19 protein-coding genes are annotated in these 20,744 nt (G+C 62.4%); 3 read left to right on the top strand and 16 right to left on the bottom strand.

The genetic code is table 11. The annotated features are described in order from the left end of the window. A partial coding sequence (locus Q0L57_RS20510) for an SDR family oxidoreductase (protein ID WP_296744858.1) occupies positions 1-278 on the top strand: 278 nt, incomplete at its 5' end. Between the two features lie 329 nt (positions 279-607). On the opposite strand, the gene Q0L57_RS20515 is transcribed toward Q0L57_RS20510, so the two are convergent. The 3 genes from Q0L57_RS20515 to Q0L57_RS20525 all read right to left on the bottom strand — a co-directional run bounded on the left by Q0L57_RS20515 (position 608) and on the right by Q0L57_RS20525 (position 4,418). Next, entirely contained in the window at positions 608-1,552 is a 945-nt protein-coding gene (locus Q0L57_RS20515; protein WP_296744859.1) for a hypothetical protein, read from the bottom strand. Between the two features lie 432 nt (positions 1,553-1,984). Then, positions 1,985-3,319: an MFS transporter gene (locus Q0L57_RS20520; protein WP_296744860.1), complete on the bottom strand. Its 1,335-nt coding sequence runs from the start codon at positions 3,317-3,319 to the stop codon at positions 1,985-1,987. A gap of 319 nt (positions 3,320-3,638) precedes the next feature. Continuing rightward, positions 3,639-4,418: an SDR family oxidoreductase gene (locus Q0L57_RS20525; RefSeq protein WP_296744861.1), complete on the bottom strand. Its 780-nt coding sequence runs from the start codon at positions 4,416-4,418 to the stop codon at positions 3,639-3,641. A 239-nt stretch (positions 4,419-4,657) separates the two neighbouring features. Here Q0L57_RS20525 and Q0L57_RS20530 point away from each other — a divergent pair, with 239 nt between their 5' ends. Then, positions 4,658-5,575: a LysR family transcriptional regulator gene (locus Q0L57_RS20530; protein ID WP_296744862.1), complete on the top strand. Its 918-nt coding sequence runs from the start codon at positions 4,658-4,660 to the stop codon at positions 5,573-5,575. A gap of 79 nt (positions 5,576-5,654) precedes the next feature. On the opposite strand, the gene Q0L57_RS20535 is transcribed toward Q0L57_RS20530, so the two are convergent. From Q0L57_RS20535 to cbiE, 8 genes are all read right to left on the bottom strand, one after another. Then, entirely contained in the window at positions 5,655-7,310 is a 1,656-nt protein-coding gene (locus Q0L57_RS20535; RefSeq protein ID WP_296744863.1) for a thiamine pyrophosphate-binding protein, read from the bottom strand. Between the two features lie 108 nt (positions 7,311-7,418). After that, positions 7,419-7,982, bottom strand: a complete 564-nt coding sequence (locus Q0L57_RS20540) for a hypothetical protein (RefSeq protein ID WP_296744864.1) — start codon at positions 7,980-7,982, stop codon at positions 7,419-7,421. 586 nt (positions 7,983-8,568) lie between these two features. Then, a complete protein-coding gene (gene cobF / locus Q0L57_RS20545; RefSeq protein WP_296744865.1) occupies positions 8,569-9,357 on the bottom strand; it encodes a precorrin-6A synthase (deacetylating) in 789 nt (262 codons plus the stop codon). Further along, positions 9,357-10,085, bottom strand: a complete 729-nt coding sequence (cobA, locus tag Q0L57_RS20550) for a uroporphyrinogen-III C-methyltransferase (protein ID WP_366940936.1) — start codon at positions 10,083-10,085, stop codon at positions 9,357-9,359. Before cobA ends, cobF begins: the two co-directional genes overlap by 1 nt. After that, positions 10,085-11,398 (bottom strand): cobyrinate a,c-diamide synthase, encoded by a 1,314-nt coding sequence (locus Q0L57_RS20555; RefSeq protein WP_296744867.1) that lies wholly within the window; start codon positions 11,396-11,398, stop codon positions 10,085-10,087. Before Q0L57_RS20555 ends, cobA begins: the two co-directional genes overlap by 1 nt. After that, positions 11,398-12,180 (bottom strand): precorrin-4 C(11)-methyltransferase, encoded by a 783-nt coding sequence (gene cobM / locus Q0L57_RS20560; protein ID WP_296744868.1) that lies wholly within the window; start codon positions 12,178-12,180, stop codon positions 11,398-11,400. The genes Q0L57_RS20555 and cobM overlap by 1 nt, the downstream gene beginning before the upstream one ends. Continuing rightward, the gene (locus Q0L57_RS20565; RefSeq protein ID WP_296744869.1) at positions 12,177-12,545 is read right to left on the bottom strand and encodes a cobalamin biosynthesis protein; all 369 of its coding nucleotides are present in this window, start codon (positions 12,543-12,545) and stop codon (positions 12,177-12,179) included. Before Q0L57_RS20565 ends, cobM begins: the two co-directional genes overlap by 4 nt. Then, positions 12,542-13,723 carry a precorrin-6y C5,15-methyltransferase (decarboxylating) subunit CbiE gene (gene cbiE / locus Q0L57_RS20570; protein WP_296744870.1) on the bottom strand — a complete coding sequence of 394 codons (1,182 nt, stop codon included), beginning with the start codon at positions 13,721-13,723 and terminating at the stop codon, positions 12,542-12,544. Before cbiE ends, Q0L57_RS20565 begins: the two co-directional genes overlap by 4 nt. Here cbiE and Q0L57_RS20575 point away from each other — a divergent pair. Beyond that, a complete protein-coding gene (locus Q0L57_RS20575; RefSeq protein WP_296744871.1) occupies positions 13,722-14,471 on the top strand; it encodes a cobalt-precorrin-6A reductase in 750 nt (249 codons plus the stop codon). The two genes, cbiE and Q0L57_RS20575, sit on opposite strands and share 2 nt — an antisense overlap. On the opposite strand, the gene cobJ is transcribed toward Q0L57_RS20575, so the two are convergent. The 5 genes from cobJ to cobN all read right to left on the bottom strand — a co-directional run. After that, on the bottom strand, positions 14,447-15,181 hold the full coding sequence (gene cobJ, locus Q0L57_RS20580; protein ID WP_296744872.1) for a precorrin-3B C(17)-methyltransferase: 735 nt from the start codon (positions 15,179-15,181) through the stop codon (positions 14,447-14,449). The two genes, Q0L57_RS20575 and cobJ, sit on opposite strands and share 25 nt — an antisense overlap. Beyond that, the gene (gene cobI / locus Q0L57_RS20585) at positions 15,178-15,906 is read right to left on the bottom strand and encodes a precorrin-2 C(20)-methyltransferase (RefSeq protein ID WP_296744873.1); all 729 of its coding nucleotides are present in this window, start codon (positions 15,904-15,906) and stop codon (positions 15,178-15,180) included. Before cobI ends, cobJ begins: the two co-directional genes overlap by 4 nt. A 2-nt stretch (positions 15,907-15,908) precedes the next feature. Next, entirely contained in the window at positions 15,909-16,538 is a 630-nt protein-coding gene (locus tag Q0L57_RS20590) for a precorrin-8X methylmutase (RefSeq protein WP_296744874.1), read from the bottom strand. Then, positions 16,538-17,701 carry a precorrin-3B synthase gene (cobG, locus tag Q0L57_RS20595; protein ID WP_296744875.1) on the bottom strand — a complete coding sequence of 388 codons (1,164 nt, stop codon included), beginning with the start codon at positions 17,699-17,701 and terminating at the stop codon, positions 16,538-16,540. The genes Q0L57_RS20590 and cobG overlap by 1 nt, the downstream gene beginning before the upstream one ends. Further along, positions 17,698-20,744: cobaltochelatase subunit CobN (cobN, locus tag Q0L57_RS20600; RefSeq protein ID WP_296744876.1), on the bottom strand; the 3,047-nt coding region annotated here is incomplete at its 5' end. The genes cobG and cobN, both read right to left, overlap by 4 nt.

Raw genomic sequence — 20,744 nt, forward strand, 5'->3', positions numbered from 1 at the left:
GTGCTGTCTATGCGATGACCAAGGCGGCCGTTGCTTCTCTGATCAAGGGGCTGGCGCTCGAGCTGGCACCGCGCGGCATCACCGCCAATAACGTGCAGCCAGGGCCCATAGATACAGACATGACTGACGGAATGACCGACGCCCTCGCCGACCGCATCCCGCTTCGCCGTATCGGAAAACCGGCGGATGTTGCAGCTCTCGTGTCATATCTCGCAAGCGACGATGCCAGCTTCATGACGGGTGAAAGCCTGACGATCGACGGTGGCTTCGTTCTCTAACTGAGACACACGGCCGCTGGTCGAGGAGCAAAGGAGGTTTCGGACCTGTGTGAACAACATATCCGCTGTCGAAATGAGCGACAAAAGCAACCTTCCTAAACCCCGATTTATCAAGCCAGCATCTCATTAGATCGCAGGATTTCCTGATGCTCAGCAATGCACGTTGGTTCGATCATTCGATCAAGCTCAAATTGACGAAGTGGACCCGCGCTGCCGCCGTGATGGTCATCAAAATTGCGATCGGTCTCTGATTGACCCTCGATCACCGAAAACAGGATTTCTATTCCGCTCTGATTCACAGAAGTGCAACTGCAGCGGGCCACGAACTTCTATAGCTCCATCCGCAGTATCTTTGAAGGTCGTGGCCCACCTGGCATCGGCGCCTTGATCCCACCATCGGTCGTGACATAGGCGCAACGGCCATAATCCTCTGGCGCCCGCCCCCAAGCGATGGCAGATGGCCCAATCATCAGGTCGACGACGGGTTTGCCGAGAATAGATCGTCTCGGACCTTTGTTCTCTGCAGGATCCAGAGAAACAAGGTCGATAGTGTTCTGACGGTGAGTGGTCAAGTATGCAACGCCGTTCTTCTCGTCTATGCAAAAATCGTCGGCCATCATCCCTTTGGCCACAAGCTCGGGTTCGCCAACGGCGTCCATTGTGTTCGGGTCCACAGCGACACGCATAAAAAGCTGCTGGGCTGTTGACGTGTAGTAGAGATAATTGATGTTCTCAGCATAGCGCACGCCGTTCACCCCCGGCTGATCAGGCATCGCCCCATGGGGGTTGTGTTTCATGCTGTCGTGCTTCAGCCATCCGCAAAGCGTTCCCTTCCTTCCATCTGCGCTTAGGTCGACGCGAAAGATGGAGCCCGCGAAGCAATCGGCAAGCAGGATTACTCCTTGGCCCAAATAGCAGCTGCCGTTTAGCATGCCGAGCGATCGCGAATCGTCAATAATGATTTCCGGCACCAACGTTGCGCCCGGCACCCAGCCGCGAAGGTCAAAGCGGTACAGCCGACCATGCGACGGCACGCCAGTCGATACGTAAAATATGTCAGGGTCTGCTTCAATAATCCCCATGGCCTTTTGGTCGAAGGTGAAGAGCGGAATGGGCTCCGTCATGGAGCTGCTGAAGGAGGAAATATACCAAAGCTTCTGATGCGACAGATCGGTAACCAGAAGTGAACCGTCCTGGCGCACGGCAATGTTTTCTAGGAAGTGCCCCGCCGGAAACGACGCAACTTCGATAAGCCCGATCAAGTTATTCTCCATGCTCTTGCTCCAATACAAAAATTGACGCTCTATTTTGGCGTCTTTTCGGCCCACGAAGCTCGTCCACGCGACGGGGGACGTTCCCGACACCGTGCCTATTTCCATCCCTCTGTCGCGATATTTGCCGTCACCCGATAGCCATCACGGACAATCCTCACATTCGCGAATGCAGACCGCGACGATGGTGACTTTTCGCATCAGCAAAAACTAAGGAAACCGCAGTCGTCGCGAGATGAGCCGCGAACAACGGATGGCAGCGTTTCTTTCCCTGCTCTGAGTTTGGTCCTGTCTTTCGACCAAAGCCTCGTGAGGAACTCGAACACTGATTGAGCGACAGCCCGCACATCCTTTTGAATGGATACGACCAACGGCGGCATTGATAGCGCGGCCTCCAACACAAACATCGCAGAATATAGGCTCCTCATTGTCGCATCAAATCGACAACTTAGAGGTCCTGACCGGTCGCGCGGCCCCAAGGAAAAAAGCGCAGATCGCCGCCAAAGTCGCGGGAGCCGCGAAAAAGGTAAACAGCAGATCCGTTCCCGTTTGAGCGCTTAGCAATAAGCCGCCGAAAATCGGACCCAAGATGGAGCCGAACCGGCCGATGCCTAAAGCCCAAGAGACACCCGTCGCTCGCACCTCCGGAGAGTAGTGCGTGCCGGAATAGGCGATGATTCCGCCCAGTCCGCCCATTACGAAAAAGCCTGATGCTGCAGCGCAAACCAATATTGAGGTAAAAGACTTCAAATCAACCCGATCGAACAACACGCAACAGACCGCGGCGCCGATGAAGGCGAGACCCATGAGAAGGTGCGACTTACCCGACCGGTCAGAATAGTAGTTCACCACCAACCCGCCGACGATCCCAAATATCTGGAAGATGGCTGCTGTCTCATTCGCGGCGCGCAGAGGTAAGCCCGCGCCGTGCACAACGGTCGGAATCCAGTTCACAAAGAAATAGAGCAGCAGGAGATTGCAGAATGCTATCGCCCAAATAAGCAAAGTGTGGGGCATCTGGCCTTTGTCAAACAGCACAAAAACGGGAAATTTCTTCTCGACAGATCCCAGCACTGTACTTTTGGAAGGGGTACATCCTGGCGCCAGCTTCTCCACGATCCGGCCAAGTTCGTTCTGAAACCGTGCATCGGAAAGCAAGCGGGGCAAGGATTCAGGGAACCAATAAACCAGCAATGGCAGCAGAAACAGCGGCATCACGCCGCCAATGAAGAAGACGGAGGTCCAACCGAAGCGATCGACCGTCAGGGCTGCCACAAGAGCGCCGACGAGACTACCGATCGCGAACCCTGCTGTCGTTATGGCGACCATTTGCAGTCGAACCCGCGTCGGCGAATAGTCCGAGACCACAGCGATCGTCACCGGCATTGCTCCGCCAAGGCCAAGCCCCGTGATGAACCGCATGACCAGCAAGGCGTCGAACGACGTGACCTGCGTCGTGACAAGTGTCGCAACGCCGTACAGAATGGTGCAGCCAATCAAGACGGGCCTGCAGCCTATTCTGTCGGCGATAGGACCACAGATCAGCGTGCCGATCGTCAAGCCGATCAGCCCCGCCCCGAAAATGCTTCCAAAAGCACCAGGCTGCAAGTGCCAGAGTTGAGTGAGAACCGGGGCGATATAGCCAACGATCTGGACATCGTAGCCGTCCATTACAAGGAAAACGAAACCGGCCGCGACGAGCATGCCTTGGAATCTCGATAACGGCCGCTTGTCAATCTCCGAGCGAAGCGACGCTCCATCTTCCTGCATCTTCCCCCTCCATAGATATCCCATTGTCGCGTAGCTCTCTCCGCAGGTCTCCGAGCCAATCGAATGGGATTATTGCTGTTCAAGATTCTGGATTCTTGCTCTCGACCGAAAAACGTGTTGCGATCACAAGCAGCGTTAACTGAGGATTACGTGTCTCAGCTCTGCCAACTTGAAGCATTGTCGCTCCTAGGGGCAGAGTGGTGGCTCGAATAAGCAACATTCGCAACACGAATACGGAGCGTCTAACTTCCGTTAGGCATAGCGGTCGCCCGATCGTGCGAACACGCGCCTTCGCGCCGCGTTCCGACAGGTTCATCGGTCAGCCAGCGCCCAGATGAGCCCCAGCATCGACGAGCAGGGTCTCGCCGGTGATATGCCGAGCGCCTGGGCTGGCCAGGAATGCGGCGGCCGCAGCCACATCTTCCGGGCGAGATAGGGTTCTGAGTGGGGAGTCCGCGCTGAACTTCGCGCGTAGCCCATCCACAGTCTGGACTGGCAAGGCCTTTCGAAACCACGGCGTGTCGACAAAAGCCGGGCAGACCGCATTCACACGAATCTTTGGTGCCAACACGCGCGCCAGCGAAAGGGTCAGTGTATTCAAGGCTCCCTTCGACGCTGAATAAGGTATTGAGGACCCGGCCCCGGTCATGCCTGCCATCGAGCTAATGTTGACCACCGCGCCACCGCGCCATGAGGCTTCGAGTAGAGTGCGCGTAGCTCGGGCCATCTGATACGCTCCGACCACGTTCACCGCATAGATTTGCAGGAAGTCGGCTAACGAACAGCCATCGAGGTCGCTTCCAGCAACGAATTTGGTTCGACCGGCATTATTGAACAGCACATCAAGCCCGCCATTGTCCGCCATAGTCTTGGAAATGGCTCGGCAGGTACTGTCGTCGGAAACATCTCCTTGAATCAGCATAGTTTGCGCGCCAAATGCCGAGGCCTCGCGTGCGGTCTCCATTGCGCCCGACTCATTGCTCACGAAATTGATACCGACCAGTGCCGCTCCACGGCGCGCCACCTCGATGGCAATTGCGCGCCCCAATCCCGATGATGCGCCTGTCACCACCACCTTCGTGTCCGCGAAATCCTGCACTATCGCCTCCCTAAGAATCTTATTCGAGCGTCAGTTCGGACGCCGCAACCACCCACTCGGCATTTCTCATGCTGTGGATTCGCGCGTTGCCACGCCCGAAAACGCCCGCACCGGCCACAAGTCCAAGTACGCAAGCAACATTTCGGTCGATAGTACCGGTGTTGGAATAAGCGTCATTTGCCGCGCGAATGGCCATGCCATAGAATCGTCTTGTCTTCCCTTGGCCTGGATTTCTCAAGATGAATACCAAGATCGATCGTTTCGAGTTGATGCGACTGTTCGTCCGTGTGGTAGAAACGCGCTCAGTCTCTGCAGCGGGGCGGCTGCTTGGACTGTCCCAGCCTTCCGCCAGCAGACAATTGAAGCAGCTTGAGACAATGCTGGGCGCGCAGCTCGTACAAAGGTCGACACACGAACTGATGCTGACGGAAGCAGGCGAAAAATTCTTCGTTGCGGCCACCGAAATGCTGGCGCGCTGGGAAAGCGCCGCCGACTCCGCAACGGCAGATCGCGACGAATTTCATGGCCCGATCAGGGTAGCGGTGCCTGTCGCCATCGGCCCTACGATTCTGGCTGATATGGCGGCGCGGTTCGTTCTGGAAAACCCGGGCATCACGCTCGATTGGCGGATCGTCGATGAACCGGGCGACCTGGCAGCTGGCGGCTATGATGTGTGGATCCGCGCAGGCGCGATCGCGGACGAGGCGTTGATCGTGCACCAACTGCGGCAAGGTGAGCGAACGATCGTGGCACGTGCGGACCATCCACGCGTGGATCATCCTAACGATCTCAGCCAGAGCAATGCGGTTCGGCTCGCCACATACGTATCGCCCAGCCTAGCCCTCGAAACCAAGGATGGACGTTCCGCGGTCGTGAAAATGAATCCTGTCTTTACGACCGACAATATTTATGCCGCCCTCGCCGCCGTCACACGCGGTGTGGGATACGCCGTCCTGCCTTATTGGCTCATTCAAGATCAGTTGGAGACCGGGTCGCTGATAGAGCTCTGTCCATCCTGGAAGCCGACTGGGATATTGCTCTGCATTGCTTACCCGCAGTCAAAGTTCAGACCGGCCCGGGTAAGATTGTTCATTGACTATATCCGTCGGCAATTTGCCGAGGGCGATGGTCGAGATTCAGCAGCGACAGGCCTTTGAGCGTCGTTCGCCGGAGAGCTGTCCTCGGCCGGGAAGTGAAAATGCGAATGCCCAGATGCGGCGGCGCGCGGTGCAGTTGTTATGGCTTTGTCCAAGGTATCGGAACGACCGCAGACGGATCGGTGTCGACATCGATCAGCGCCGGCCGACCGGCGGCAAGCGCCGCCTTGAAAGCCCCTTCGAACTCGGCGGCGCGTTCGACTCGGTATGACTGCACCCCGAAAGTCGAGGCGATCGCTGCGAAGTCAGTGCGACCGAATTTCCAATTCCTCTGAAGCGAAAGGTTTTCATCCCAGAGCACCCGCTCCTGGTTAAAACCGTGATTGTTGTTGACCACCGTTACGGTGTTGATTCCGTACCGCATGGCGGTCTCCATTTCGGCGAAATGGTAGTAGAACGCGCCGTCGCCCGTAAAGCAGACGACCGGTCGCTCAGGATTTGCGCATTTGGCGCCGAGTGAAGCGGGAAAGGACCATCCTAACGAACCCGCGCAGCGTATGAGCGACTGTCCCGGGCGATCCAGATACATGTTGCGAGCCGCCCATCCGGCCGAGTGTCCCGTGTCGACCGCCACAAGCGCTCCATCGGGAAGCAACTCAGACATCATCCGACAAAGGCGTTCGGGGCGAATAGCGGCCGCCTCGGCGGTTTCGTTTTCAACGGCAGTGGTTGCCCATTGCATGCGCAATTCCGCAATTCGCGCGAGCCAAGCCGGGTAGCCCACGGGTCCCGCCAATTCTGCGCCGAGTTGCTCCAATACGACGGCCGGATCTCCGAGCAATCCCACGTTTAATGGATAGTTTCGGCCCAATTCGCGCGGATCGATATCGATTTGCACCGCCGGCGTTCCCGGCGTGGGAACGGACCACTGCCGTGTGGTCATGCTACCCGTAGTGGAGCCGACGAACAGAATAAAATCGGCTTCCGACACGGCAATATTGGCCGTATCTCGCGAATAATCTCCGACCACACCGACGCATAGATCGTCACTTTCAGGCATGGCGGCCTTCGCATCGAGCGACGTAGCGACTGGAATCTTCGTGAGCCGCGCGAATTCCAGAAGCATCGCCTGAGCACGCGAGACGCGAATGCCGGACCCTGCCACTATGATTGGTCGCTTGGCGTTTCGTATTGCTGACGCGGCGGTTTGAATGTCCTCAACCGCGGCAGCGGGGCGAAATGAAGGACAGGATCCGTAGCGCGGTTCTGGCTTCATCACAGAGTCGAAATCTTCCATCAGTGCTGCGCCCCAGAACCCGCCTAGCTCCAAATGCGTGGGTCCCGGCGACCCGGTGGTCGCAATGCGAAGTGCCTGTTGAAGAAGGTCCGGCAGCCGTTGCGCCTTTTCAACACGCGCACTGAATTTGGTGAGGCCGGCATAGATCGATCGCAAGTCGATCTCCTGATAGAAATTTCGCTCACGTGTGTCTGCGGTTCCGCCTCCGGTAACCGCAAGGACGGCGGACTTCGCCATCAATGCGTCCAGCAAGCCAGACGCCAGGTTCGTGGCGCCTATAGCTTGCGACCCGCAAACGCCTACGCGCCCGGATTCCCGCGCATACCCGTCGGCCATGTAGGCCGCAGCTTTTTCCGAATGCGTGACAATCGATTTCACGCCGACAGCTGTCATCTCCTTGATCGCGGCAGGAATGATCATAGGAACGTTGAAAAAACAATCGACGCCATAAGTTTTCAGCATTTCCGCAAGAACGCGGTTTCCTGACTGCTTTGTCATTGCAATCTCCGTTGAAGGCGCATTGGCGTGCGGCAGTCCTCGGTGACCTCGTCGTCTTTGCGAGTACCGCGGAAGAAATTACTGCCTGGGCAATAGTTTGGTGGGGATCTATTTAGGCGGCGACGCCGCCCTCGCTTTTAAGCTTGCGAGCGTCGGTTCTCCTGGACGCTCCAAACCTTCCGCGTGGGCCGGAACGTCGTAGGCGCGCAAAGTCATTGCAACGGTAGTGAAGTAGCCAATGATTGCGATGACGTCCGTAAGCCCAATGTGCCCCAACAGATCGATGGCTCGATCATAAAGACTCTGCGGGATGATCCGCGGCTCAAGAAGCGCGCGACTGAGATCGTAGATCACTCTCTGGCGCGGGTCGTCGAAAGTCGTTGCGATGCCAGCCACCAGCGCCTCGACTGCATCCGGGGAAAGACCGCCAAATCGTTCTGCGATCCATTCATGCTCACCGGTTGCGTAGGCCGACATCCACCTCGAGGTCGTCAGGAGAACGGCGATCTCAATCTCGCCCTTGGACAAGCTGGAGCCAGAATGATAGTGCTGAGCCAGAGGAAAGATCGCCTCGACGAGCTTGCGGTTCTGAAGCAAAATTTTGTACGGCCCTGGGACCATTCCACGCCCTTCCAGGAGCAAGTCTCGGGCCGCTTTCTCGTCATTGCTCATTTCGTCGAGTGTTCGCTCGGCGTATCGGCCGAAAGTCGCGGACTTAAGTTCGACAGTGCGTTTATTAGACATCGGATTCAGAATCTTTCTGAGTTGTGTAAGGGTAAGTTAAGCGAGCGCACTGAACGCGTTAAGCCATTACGGTCCAAATCGTCATTCGGCTGACGAATTATGATCATCCAAGGTGACTTCGAAAATATCCTGTTGTTCGGCTCGCCCCCTGAACGTCGGCACGCATGTTCGCCATCGGCCGGAGAGGCGCCGTGGGATGTTTGAAGAGCTTACGCCGTGTGCCCGTTGAAGAGCTTGAGGGTTGTAGGCGCGATGCATCGGCGGAAGCGCGAGTTGCGAAAGCTGCGAGGTCGTCTTGCGAGGATGAATCGGGGCTCCCGTTGTCGATAGTTCCGGCGCGAGGATTTCCAGCAGAGCGTGGCGATCGTCGACCGCGCAGCGCTCTTGGTGGTGGAAGCCTACCGTTCGGGAAATAGCCGAGCCGCGAACCTTCGAAGCCTCGCTTCCGCCGATCGACCTCGGTCGTCGAGCAATTCCCAAGCCTTCGGAATCGTCGAATGGAACATTCGCGGGATCATCTCGGACTCTTCGTCAAGGATACGCGCCTGAGAATATACGTATCCATGATCCAGCCGTGCCGTGCGCGGGCGGCGCTCCGCACGACAACGATCGCAGGTCCTGTTTCAGCGAGATCGCCGAACATGATAATCTCATCCGGCATTCCGAGATAAGCGCCCCACCAGATCTGTAGCCCTTCGGGATCAAGCGATTGAAAGGCCGCGCCGCCATCAAGCATCACGACCACGGTATCAATGCCCGGCGGCCAGCCGCTCTCACGCAGCTTCCGCCCGGTTGTGACGACGAACGGCTCGCCGATTTCGTTCAACGGTAAGGCATGGGCCGCGCACAATGCCTGGATCGAGGTGATGCCCGGCACAACTTTCACGACGGGCGGCGGCGCAAGCCGCTCCGCGATCCTCAAACTCGAATCGAAGAGCGAGGGATCGCCCCAGACCAACAGCGCGACATGCCCCCCGCGCCGCCCGAGATGCGCCGCGATCGTCCGCGACCACGCCGTCGCCACCGCATCGTGCCAATCCCTCACGCCTTTCAGATAGTCGTCGCGCCCAGCATCGCGGATCGGCAAATCGAATTCGGCGATGCGCGTGCTCGCGTTGGTCAACACCTGCGCGCAGATCGTGCGGCGCAGATCGGCGAGATCAGACTTCGACTCTCCCTTGCGCGGAATGAGCACAAGTTCCGCGGCATTGATGGCGCGGATCGCTGCGAGCGTCAGTTGCTCGGGATCACCGCTGCCGATTCCAATCAGTGACAGTGTCAGCCCATCGGTCTCGCGCGGCATCAGACGTCGTCTCCCAACCCTCTGCCGAACAAGATCACCGCGGCCGCCGGCGCGGAGGCATCTTCGGCAAGCCGTTTCGCCAGCTGCGCGACAGTGGTGCGGACGACATTCTGATCGACATGTCCAAGCGCCTCCGCGAACACGGCGGGCGTATCCGGAGCCAACCCCTTCTCGATCAGTGTAGCGGCGAGCGCGGGAAAAGTCCGCTTGCCCATATAGACCGCCGTGGTCGATGCCGGATCGGTCAACGCGCTCCAGTTGAGATTGGCGGGTAGTTGGCCTCTGACATCCGCACCGGTCACGAACTGCACGCTACGCGCCACTTTCCGTCGCGTCAGCGGAATGCCGGCGATGGCGGCGGCAGCACTGGCCGAGGTGACGCCGGGAATGATCTCGTAGCCGATGCCGGCGTCGCAGAGCACATGGATCTCCTCCTGAAGCCGGCCGAAGATGCCGGCATCTCCGGACTTCAACCGCACCACGCGCATGCCGGTAGCGGCATAATCGACAAGCAGCCGACTGACGTGATGCTGCCGCGTCGAGGAGCGTCCCGCGCGCTTGCCAACCGCGATGAGATGCGCGCCCGCACGGGCGCGATCGAGGATCGCCCCCGAAGCCAGATCATCGAACAGCACGACATCCGCCGAGCCGAGTCGATCGACAGCCTTGAGTGTCAGAAGCTCGGGATCGCCGGGCCCCGCGGAGACAAAGGACACGAAACCGGTCATCATCGATCTTCCGCGATAAGGTGGAAGAACGTGCCGGTTGTGTTGCGACGGCACGAACCGGTCTCGGCGACGGTCGCGCCGGTCGCGTCGTGAACCGTCGCCAGCGGCATATCGGGCTGTGCGACGATCGTCGAATAGTGGAATTCATGGCCGCGCAGGCGCGCGCCGGAGTCATATCCCGGCATCGGCGCGGCGAGTTTCGCAAGCCGATAGCCGAGATGCATGCGGCGCTTGGCGAAGCTAGTTTCGAGGCCCAGCAGTCCCGCCATCTCGTGGCGGATACCGTCAGCGTCAGTCAGCCCCGCGCCCAGCACCATATAGCCGCCGCACTCGCCATGCACCGGTCGCGTCTCGGCGAATGACTGCAACGCACGACGAAACCGCGCGCAAGCCGCGAGCCTCCCCGCATGCAATTCGGGATAGCCGCCCGGCAGCCAGCAAACATCCGCATCGGCATCCGGGCCTTCGTCGGCCAGCGGCGAGAAGGTGACGATTTCCGCGCCGGCCCCGCGCCACGCCTCCAGCATATGCGGATAGACGAACGAGAACGCCGCGTCGCGCGCCAGCGCGATGCGCTGGCCTGGCGGCTTCGCGACGCCGGACGGCGTCGTCACATTCGAGGGCGCGACGATTGCCTCCGAGCGCAACACCGCATCGAGATCGACATGCTCCGCAACGAAACGCGCAGCGTCCGCGATCAAATGGTCTACCTTCGCCTGCTCCTCGGCCTGCACCAGACCGAGATGGCGTTTCGGAATCGCGATCGCTGCATTGCGCGGCAGCGCGCCGAACACCGCGATGCCGGCCTCGGCCATCGCATGGCGCACAAGCGCCTCATGCCGCGCGCTGGCGACATTGTTGAGGACGACGCCCGCAACGCGCACACCGGGGCGGAAATCGCGCATCCCCGCAGCGACCGCCGCCGCCGTCTGCGCCTGACCGGACGGATCGATCACCAGCACGACCGGCCAGCCCAACATCGCAGCGACATCGGCAGTCGCGCCGATACCGCCGATACCCGACGCAGCGACACCATCGAACAGGCCCATTGAACCTTCGGCGATGGCGACATCGGCTTCCGCCGCGCGCGCCACAAGTCCGTCAATAGCGGCGCGGCTCATCGCCCAGCTATCGAGATTGACCGACGGCAATCCCGTCGCCGCCTTGTGAAAGGCTGGGTCGATATAATCCGGCCCGCTCTTGAAACATTGCACCTTCATGCCGCGATCGCGACAGGCGCGCGCCAGTCCCAAGGTCAGCGTGGTCTTGCCCACGCCGGACGCCGGCGCGGAGATAATGAGGCTCGCCGTCATCACGACGACTCCGGAAAACGCGGCGCGATACCGACCGGTCGATAACGGCGATCGTAGTCTGCCGCGTAGAGCCGACTCTCGGAAAAGTCTTCGGCATCCAGCGTTTGTCCGACGAGGATCAGCGCCGTCCGCTCAAGCTCGCCGCTGACCGCCGCCTCTAACGTACCGAGCGTGGCGCGGATGACGCGCTGATCCGGCCAGCTCGCGCGCCATACGATCGCGGCCGGACAATCCGCTCCGTAATGCGGCGCGAGTTCGGCGATCACCTTGTCGAGCAGATGAATCGACAGATGGATCGCGAGCACCGCGCCGGTGGCGGCGAAAGCTGCGAGCGTTTCACCCTGCGGCATCGGACTCGCCCGCCCCGGCGCGCGCGTCAGCACCACGCTCTGCGCACGGCCCGGCAGCGTCAGCTCCGTGCCGAGCACGGCGGCGGCGGCGGAAAACGCCGGCACGCCGGGCGTGATCGAATATGAAATCCGCAACGCGCGCAGGCGGCGCAACTGCTCCCCCATCGCCGACCAGATCGACAGATCCCCGGAATGCAGCCGCGCGACATCCTTGCCGTCGCGATGCGCCGCGACGATCTCCGCCATGATGTCGTCAAGCGACAGCGGCGCAGTGTTGATGATGCGCGCGTCCTTCGGGCAATGCGCCAGCACGCCTTCCGGCACCAGCGAGCCGGCATAGAGGCACACCGGGCACGCCGCGATCAGGTCGCGGCCGCGCAGTGTCAGCAGATCGGCCGCGCCCGGCCCCGCGCCGATGAAATGCACCGTCATTCGCCCTCTCCTTCCGCGATCGCCGCGGTTGCCTTGCCGTCGCGCGACACCGCCCGCGTCGCGATCAAGCGCGCATTGCGGCCCGCGGCTACAAGCGCTGATGCTTCCGCGACCGATCCGGTACCGTAGCGCGCCTTGACGAACGCAGATTGTGTCAACGTCGAGACACCTGCAAGACGATCAGGCGCGACGGCCTTGATCGGCACCTTCAGTTCGCGCGCAAGCAATCCGATCGCCGTTTCTCCGGCCCTATCATCGACCGTCGCAACGGCTGCAATATCGTGATGGTCACCCGCCGCGATGAGCGCGTCGCGCAGTGAGGCCAGCGTTGCCTTGTGCCGGAATCCCAGACCCGCAACCTTCATTTCACGACGCTCCACTGCACGACCGGTCGCGCCGCATCCCATGAACGATAGCGCCCGAGCGGATTGGCCTGCGCGATCTCGATCCGCATCAGATTGCCGCCGTGCCGCTGGTGCAAATCGGAAAGTAGCGCCTCGGTTTCCAGCGTCACCGCATGAACGACGAGGCGCGTGCCCGTTAGAATGCGCGACCACACGCCGTCGAACATCGCCGCGTCAAAACCGCCGCCGATGAAAACCGCGTCGGGCGATGCAAGGCCAGACAGGATTTCCGGTGCTGCCCCTTTGACAACGCCGATCCTGTGCGACAGGCCGAACCTCTCTATGTTATCGCGGATGTTGACGACACGATCGCCGCGCGCCTCGATCGCGATCGCCGTTCCGCCGCACAGCGTCCACTCCACAGTGATGGAGCCGGAGCCCGCGCCGATATCCCACAAGCGTTCGCCCGGCCGCGGGGCCAGCGCGGACAGCGCAAGCGCGCGGATCGGCCGCTTGGTGATCTGCCCATCATGCACGAACAGATCATCGATGAGCCCGGAATTACGCGGCAAGCCGTTCGATCCATTGGCTTCGATCGCGACGGCGAAAGGTCCCTCATTCCCATCGATCGCCAAGCCGGCAGCACAGTGCCGGCTGACAGTTTCGCGCGGGCCGCCAAGCGCGCGAAGCACCCACATCGACGACGCACCAAAACCGCGCGCCGTTAGCCATCGCGCTAGATCGTCAATGGCGCTACCATCCCGCACGAGACAGATGACGCGCGCACCCTGCACGAGATGCGGCGCAAGGCGCTCGAACGGCGCGGCGTGCAGCCCGAGACAAATGACGGCTTCAAGCCGCCATCCCAGCCTTGCCGCGGCGAGCGAGAATGTCGATGGCGCCGGATACGCAATCCATTCGCCGCCTTTTAGTTGCTCCGCGAGACGCGAGCCGACGCCATGCCAGAACGGATCGCCGGACGCCAGCACCACGGTCGGCCGGTCGCGACAGGACAACACGCCCGCTGCATCGAACGGAATCGGCCACGCGCGCCCGCGTTCGCCAACATTCGCCAGCGCAAGATGCCGCGCGCCGCCGAACACCGTCTCCGCCGCCGCAAGCGCCTTTCGGCTTGCATCGGAGAGGCCGGAGAGGCCATCTTCGCCGATACCGATGATCGTCAACCAAGGGTCAGCCATGACGCGCGCCCTCATTCTGGGCGGAACGAGCGACGCAAACCTGCTCGCGGAAGCTATCGCACGTGCCGGATGCGATGCGATCTATTCCTATGGCGGCCGCACCCGCGCGCCCGCGCGCCAGCCGCTGCCAATTCGCGTCGGCGGCTTCGGCGGCGCGAGCGGACTCGCCGCTTATATTCGTCAGAAAAACATCACGCATGTCGTCGATGCGACCCATCCTTTCGCCGCCGCGATGAGCAGCAATGCCGTTGCGGCCTGCGCGACAACCGGAACTCCGCTGCTCGCGCTCGAACGCGCGCCATGGACGAAAGGGTCCGGCGACAACTGGATCGAAGTATCGGATATCAGCGCCGCCGTCGCCGCGCTTCCCGACGAACCGACGCGCGTGTTTCTCGCCATTGGCCGGCAGCACATCGCGGCCTTTGGTGCAAAGCCGCAACACGCCTATGTGCTGCGCTTCGTCGATCCACCCGATAGCGCGCCGCCGTTTCCCCAAGCCGACATCACCGTATCGCGCGGACCGTTCGTGCTCGCAGATGAATTGGAGACGATGCAGTCGCGTCATATCGGATGGATCGTTGCCCGCAACGCCGGCGGCGCGGGCGCGCGCGCCAAGATCGATGCCGCCCGCGTGCTCGGCCTGCCCATCATCATGATCGCGCGGCCGCAACTGCCCGAGCGGCCGCGAACGGAGAGCATCGCCGATGTGTTGCGCTGGCTCGGTCATCGGACCTGCCTCGGCGCATAGATCCAGCGGCCGACGCGGCGCGTCGCCGAATTGCACAGGATAACGAGCGTGCGCATGTCGGCCATGTCCGGCCGTGCTTCGCGCAGCTTGATCATTCTTATTTGCTCGTCGGGCGTGCTGACTGCGCGCGCGAAAGCCATGAGGCGATCGCCGCAGCCGGCCTCGCCCAAAAGTTCGAGCACGCGGGCGAAGCCGTCCGGCCGGTTCGCCGAGCGTGGATTATACATTGCGATCGCAAAGTCGGCTTCCGCTGCGAGCCGCAGGCGCTTCTCGATCAGCGGCCACGGCTTCAGGTTGTCGGAGAGATTTATAGCGCAGAAGTCATGACCGAGCGGCGCGCCGATGCGCGCGGCTGCCGCCAGCATCGCAGTGATACCAGGCAATACGTGAATCTCGAGTTCATGCCATTGCGGCACGGCTTCAAGTGCCTCAAACACCGCGGACGCCATCGCGAACACGCCGGGGTCGCCCGACGATATCACGACGACGCGCCGACCTTCGGACGCCAGCCATAACGCTTGGCGCGCCCGCTCAACCTCGACGCGGTTACCGGATGGATGCAGTGTGAGGCCTACGCGCGGCACCACGCGCGCGACATAAGGCGCATAGCCGACGATGTCTGTAGCGTCCGCGAATGCGGCGAAGACCTCCGGCGTCGTCATCTCCGGATCGCCCGGTCCGAGCCCCGCGATGGTAAGCGAGCCAGTCATGCGTCCGTCTCGATGCGTCGCCCACGCCCATGCACCAGCACGACCGCGAAATAAGGACATTCGTCGTCGACGTCACGTAGCCGCGCAACGCGCTGCGTGGGCATCGTGCCGCGTTCGACCAGCCAGGCGTCGTCAAGCCGGCTGGCGGCGTTGAGCGCGCGGCGCACTTTTGCAAGATTGCGGCCGGTCTTCATGATGACGAGCGCATCGGAATTGCGCATGCGCCGTTCGAGTTCGTGTTGCGGCAACGTCGCCATCAGCACCGTGGTCACATCGTCGCCGAGCGCGATCGGTTGACCGACCGCATTCCAGCATCCGACCATGCCGGGAATGCCCGCGATCACTTCGATCGCGACGCGGCCTTTCAGGCGCGCGTGCAAGTGCATGAATGAGCCGTAGAAATAAGGATCGCCCTCGCACAAAACGACGACGTTGGTTGTCTTCGCGAGTTGCGCGAGCCGCTCCGCCCACTCATCATAGAAGCTCGCGAGCAGCCCCACGTAATCCGAACTGTCGAAGGCGATTTCGGTCGTGACGGGATATTCCATCGGATATTCTCGGACATCCTCTGCGAGCATTCCATCGACAATGCGGCGCGCCTGGCCGAGTTGATCCTTCTTGCGAAAGTAAGCAACATGCGTCGCCGCACGGATCTCGCGATCAGCGCGCACGCTCATCAGACCGGGGTCGCCCGGCCCGAGGCCGCAGCAGATGATGCAGCCCATCGCTATTCGCTCCGGCTCGCCAGCGCGTTCACGGCTGCGACGGTGATCGCCGAGCCACCGAGACGTCCCTCGACGGTCAGCGCCGGCGCGGGCGGAGCGGCCATCAATGCCGCTTTCGATTCCGCCGCACCGACGAATCCAACCGGACAGCCAATAATGGCCGCCGGCCGCGGGCAGTTTTCGTCTTCCAGCATGTTGAGAAGGTGAAACATCGCGGTCGGTGCGTTGCCGATCGCGACGATCGCGCCGTCGAGATGCGGCCGCCACAATTCCAGCGCCGCCGCGGAACGCGTATTTCGCATCGACAGCGCGAGCGCGGGAACGGCGGGATCGCCCAGCATGCAGATGACGTCGTTGCGCGCGGGCAAACGCGCGCGCGTGATCCCCTCGGACACCATCCGCGCGTCGCAGAGAATCGGCGCGCCGCTGCGCAAGGCATCGTGCGCGCGTTGCGCCATGCCCGCCGTAAAGCGGACATGTGCTTCAAGTCCGACCATGCCGGCGGCATGGATCATGCGCACCACCACCGGCTCCTCGTCGGCCGAGAAACGTTGCAGATCGGCCTCGGCACGAATGGTGGCGAAGGATTGCCGATAGATCGCAGTGCCGTCGGTTTCATAGAGGTGCGGCATCAAGGTCCTTCCATCAAGACAGTCGGATTCGCGACGATCGTCGCGCCGCTCACTCCGCGCAGCGCCGGCACGTCGCGCGTCGCGCCATCGCGGACGACGTCAAATCCGTCGCGCGTCGCGACCAGCGTGATAGACGCCACGCCGGCCCGCGCGCAACCCTTGGCGCAGCCCGAAACATGCAGTTGGACATCGGTGGGCAGGCGCGGCGCAAGCGCGGCGGCGAGCGCGCGGGTATCGGCATGCGCTTCGCGACAGGCCGGAGCGCCGCTGCACGCGACGACGCGCAGGAGCGGATGGTCGGCGCGCGTGACGAGGCCGCCGCAACGCGGCAATTCGTGCGCTCCCTCGGCCAGGATCATGCGCCAGGGCGTCAGGCGCAGGCCGCTCGCGCTGCCGGCAAGCGCCACGAGGGCGGTGTGCGTCAGTTGCCCGAAGGCGACGCCGACCAGCGCGCCTTGCGGATAAAATCCGGGAGCCGGCGTCGGCATCGCCCGCACGGGTCGGGCATCGCCGCGCAGAGCGTCGGGAAGCCGCGCGCCGGCCGCGAGATGTGCGGCCATCCGCCCTCGCCCGGCGCATGCGCCTCCCGACTGGACGAACCACGCCGACAGCCCAAGTGCTGCGTTGATCGCATCCGCGTGGGTGACGACGCGGCCGCGCTCGGCTCCATCGGCGCGCAGGATCAATTGGCCGCTTTCATCCCGCTCGATGCGGATGTCGGCGGATGCATCCCCCAGTGCGCGCTGCGTTCCACAATCGATCGCGAACCCGAATTTACCCGGCAGATCGAGCGACGACGCAACAAGCGCTTGCTCAAGTTCCGCGGCAAGAGCGTTTGTTTCATCGTCCGTACGCCAGAACGGCGTCACCAGAATGTTGCGCTGCGCTTCCGATTCCGGATCGTCGTCGACCAAGTTCAATTGCGACAGTTCATACACCAGAGGCAGATAGCCATCGTCGCTCACGCCCCTGATCTGGAGATTGGCGCGGCTGGTGAGATCGATCAGACCGTTGCCGTAGCAATGCGCAAGCTCGGCGATGCGCGCGGCCTGCCCCACGTCGAGCCGTCCGCCGTGCGGGCGAATGCGCACCAAAAGCCCGTCGCCGGAGCGCATCGGCCGCAGCGCGCCGGGACACCAGCCCTTGATCGCGACCGCGCTCACGACACCGCCCGCAATGCGGCCGCGATCGAATTGCGCCGCGTATTCCACAGCGAAGCGTCGTGCAATCGCGCGAAGCAGGATTCCATCGCTGCGAGCGCCACGGGATTCTCACGCGCCATGAAGGCGCGGACGCCGTCGCTGCCGAGCGTCGCGTCGTAATAGAGATCGAACAGGCGCGGCGGCACGGCGTCCGCGAGATGTGCGACGGCCGCCATGTGTTCGAGCGTCGCAGCGATTTCGGCCGCGCCGCGAAAGCCGTGGCGCATCATGCCCGCGATCCATCGCGGATTGGCGGCGCGGGCGCGCACGACGCGCGCGATTTCTTCCGTCAGCGTCCTCGCGTGGGGTTGATCCGGCCGTGTGGCGTCGAGGTGATAGAGCACGGGCGCGGTCTTGCCCAGCCGCGCGGACGCCGCCGCGACGCCGGCCTCGTGCGCGGCGTAGTCGGCGGCGAGCAGTAGATCGGTTTCCGGCAGGTCCTGCACATGCACGAACGCATCGGCGGATTCGAGCTTTGCTTCGATGCCCTCGCGATCCGGCGCGGTCGCGCCGTCGGATGCAACGGCCCATGACGACGCCGACAGCCATGCCTCACCGGCTGCATCGCGCGCCTCGGGCGTGAAGTCGTCCTGCATCGATGCGAGGCCGACGCCGTAATGTCCGGGACGCGGGCCGAACACGCGCGCGGTGCGGTCGCGATAGGGATTGTCGTCGGTCTCCCCCTCACGCTCGGACAACGCTTCCGTGGCCGACTGGAACAACTGCGCGAGATTCGAGAACACATCGCGGAACAGTCCGGAGACGCGCAACGTCACCTCGATGCGCGGACGGCCGAGTTCGGCAGCCGCAAGAATATCGTAGCCGACGACGCGGCCCGATGCGTGGTCCCAGCACGGCGCGAGGCCGGCGAGATGCAGCGCCATCGCGAACTCCTCGCCCGCCGTACGCATGGTAGCCGAGCCCCACAGATCGACCACGATTCCCTTCGGCCAATCGCCGTGATCCTGAAGATGACGGCGCAGCAATTCCTCCGCGAGCTTGACGCCTTGCGCATGCGCCGAAGGCGTCGGCACCGCGCGCGGATCGACGGCGAACAAATTACGCCCGGTCGGCAGTACGTCGCGGCGTCCGCGATGCGGCGAGCCGGCGGGCCCCGGCACGATGCGTTTGCCGTCGAGTGCGGCAAGTACCGCATCGCGCTCGGCCTCACCGCACGCGCCGCGGCCAAACACATGCAGGCCATCGCCGAACTGGCTCTCCTTGAGATCGCAGACGAACCGGTCGATGCGCGGAATGGCTTCCGCAGGCGCGGCCGTTTCATCGAGGCCGAGATCGTCTTCCAGTCCGGCGCTGCGCGCTTCATCGCGGATCGCACCGATCAAGCGCTGACGTCGCGCGGGATCGAGACCGTCGGCGGTCGAATATTCGTCGAGCAGTCGCTCGAGCCGGTGCAAATTCTCCGGCAATGCAGATCGCGCCAGCGGCGGCGGCAGATGGCCGATGGTGACCGCACCGATGCGGCGCTTGGCCTGCGCCGCTTCGCCCGGGTCGTTGACGATGAACGGATAGATCACCGGCAGATCGCCGATCAAGGCTTGCGGCCAGCACAATGACGACAGCGCAACGGATTTTCCGGGCAGCCATTCCAGCGTGCCATGCGCGCCCATGTGAACGATGGCGTCGATGCGCCGCGTCCTCAGCCAGAGATAGAACGCGACATAGACGTGACGCGGCGTGCGTGCGAGATCGTGATAGTCGGCCTCGCGCGTGACGACATCGCCACGCTCCGGCTGAACCGCAACCACGGCATTGCCGTTTTGAATCGCGGCGAAATGGAATTCGCCATCCAAGCAACAGGGATCGTCCTCTGGCATGCCCCATGCAGCCGCGAGCTCGTCCTGCAATTGGCGCGGCAATCGCGACAGTTCGGCGCGATAGTCCGCGACGCTCCACGTCAGCTTTCGCTGCAACAGAGCGTCGCCCAGCTTGTTTGTCATCCCAACATCGAAACCGGCGGCGGCGAGATCGCCCAGCAGCACCTCGACCGACGCCAGCGCATCAAGCCCGACCGCATGCGCGATCTGATGCGGGCGGCCGGGATAGCTCGACAGCACGATCGCGAGACGTTTTTCGCGCGCGGGCGTTGCGAGCCTACGCCACGCCGCGACACGCCCGGCGGCAGCATGGATGCATTCGTCGTCGGGGCCGTGTGCCAAGCGAGAGAATTGCAGATCGGGATCGCGCGCGCTCGGCGATTTGAAACTCACGACGCCCGCGAATACGCGGCCATCGACTTCCGGCAGCACCACATGCATCGCCAAGTCACCCGGCGATAGGCCGCGCAGCGACCCGACCCATTCGTCGCGCCGGGCCGTCGAGAGCGCGACCTGAAACACCGGACAAGATGCGCTATCGAACGGCGTCGCACCGTCGTCGCCTATCGCCGAGAAGGCGGTCGCATTGACGACGACCGCCGGACGCTGTTGCGTAAAATGGTTTTTGAACCAGTCCGCAACGCCTGCCGCCTTCAACGAGGTGACGAATATGCCATAAGCGTCGAAGCCTTTGTCGCGCAAAGCGCCGATCAGCGCATCGACCGGCGCAGTGTCGGCAGCGGTGAGATACGAGCGATAGAACGTCACCAGCGCGCGCGGCTGCACATCGGCGTCAGGCAATGCCGCCATGACGCCGCGCGCGGGATCGTAAAGACCGACATCCGGAATCTCGACATCGCCCGTGATCGGCCCGGCATAGAAGCCCGACGCCAGAGCGAGCTGCGCGATCGCCGCCTGCGCCGCGATCGTTCCGCCTTTGTCGGACAGCGCTTTCAGCAAACGTAGCGTCGAGACCGGCAAGGTCGAGAGTTCATCGAGACGCGGATCGTCACGGCCATCGGCGGGAAGCACTGCCAGCGCGATGTCGCGCTCCTTCGCTAGCCGATTCAGGGCGGCAAGACCATACGGCCAGTAGGGTTCGCCGCCGATAACGCGCACCAGAATGCCGCGCGCATGCGACAGCGTGCGTTCGATATAGGTATCGACCG

Source organism: Mesorhizobium sp., from assembly GCF_024509055.1.
Taxonomy (GTDB): Bacteria; Pseudomonadota; Alphaproteobacteria; order Rhizobiales; family Rhizobiaceae; genus Mesorhizobium.

What these genes read in the sequence shown, in the direction of transcription:
- Q0L57_RS20520 (WP_296744860.1), bottom strand. Translation starts at nt 3,319, where the DNA reads ATGCAGGAAGATGGAGCGTCGCTTCGCTCGGAGATTGACAAGCGGCCG.
- Q0L57_RS20540 (WP_296744864.1), bottom strand. Translation starts at nt 7,982, where the DNA reads ATGAGCAATGACGAGAAAGCGGCCCGAGACTTGCTCCTGGAAGGGCGT.
- cobA (WP_366940936.1), bottom strand. Translation starts at nt 10,085, where the DNA reads ATGACCGGTTTCGTGTCCTTTGTCTCCGCGGGGCCCGGCGATCCCGAG.
- Q0L57_RS20575 (WP_296744871.1), top strand. Translation starts at nt 13,722, where the DNA reads ATGACGCGCGCCCTCATTCTGGGCGGAACGAGCGACGCAAACCTGCTC.
- cobJ (WP_296744872.1), bottom strand. Translation starts at nt 15,181, where the DNA reads ATGACTGGCTCGCTTACCATCGCGGGGCTCGGACCGGGCGATCCGGAG.
- cbiE (WP_296744870.1), bottom strand. Translation starts at nt 13,723, where the DNA reads ATGGCTGACCCTTGGTTGACGATCATCGGTATCGGCGAAGATGGCCTC.
- Q0L57_RS20590 (WP_296744874.1), bottom strand. Translation starts at nt 16,538, where the DNA reads ATGCCGCACCTCTATGAAACCGACGGCACTGCGATCTATCGGCAATCC.
- cobM (WP_296744868.1), bottom strand. Translation starts at nt 12,180, where the DNA reads ATGACGGTGCATTTCATCGGCGCGGGGCCGGGCGCGGCCGATCTGCTG.
- Q0L57_RS20535 (WP_296744863.1), bottom strand. Translation starts at nt 7,310, where the DNA reads ATGACAAAGCAGTCAGGAAACCGCGTTCTTGCGGAAATGCTGAAAACT.
- cobI (WP_296744873.1), bottom strand. Translation starts at nt 15,906, where the DNA reads ATGGGCTGCATCATCTGCTGCGGCCTCGGGCCGGGCGACCCCGGTCTG.
- cobF (WP_296744865.1), bottom strand. Translation starts at nt 9,357, where the DNA reads ATGCCGCGCGAGACCGATGGGCTGACACTGTCACTGATTGGAATCGGC.
- Q0L57_RS20530 (WP_296744862.1), top strand. Translation starts at nt 4,658, where the DNA reads ATGAATACCAAGATCGATCGTTTCGAGTTGATGCGACTGTTCGTCCGT.
- Q0L57_RS20555 (WP_296744867.1), bottom strand. Translation starts at nt 11,398, where the DNA reads ATGACGGCGAGCCTCATTATCTCCGCGCCGGCGTCCGGCGTGGGCAAG.
- Q0L57_RS20565 (WP_296744869.1), bottom strand. Translation starts at nt 12,545, where the DNA reads ATGAAGGTTGCGGGTCTGGGATTCCGGCACAAGGCAACGCTGGCCTCA.
- Q0L57_RS20515 (WP_296744859.1), bottom strand. Translation starts at nt 1,552, where the DNA reads ATGGAGAATAACTTGATCGGGCTTATCGAAGTTGCGTCGTTTCCGGCG.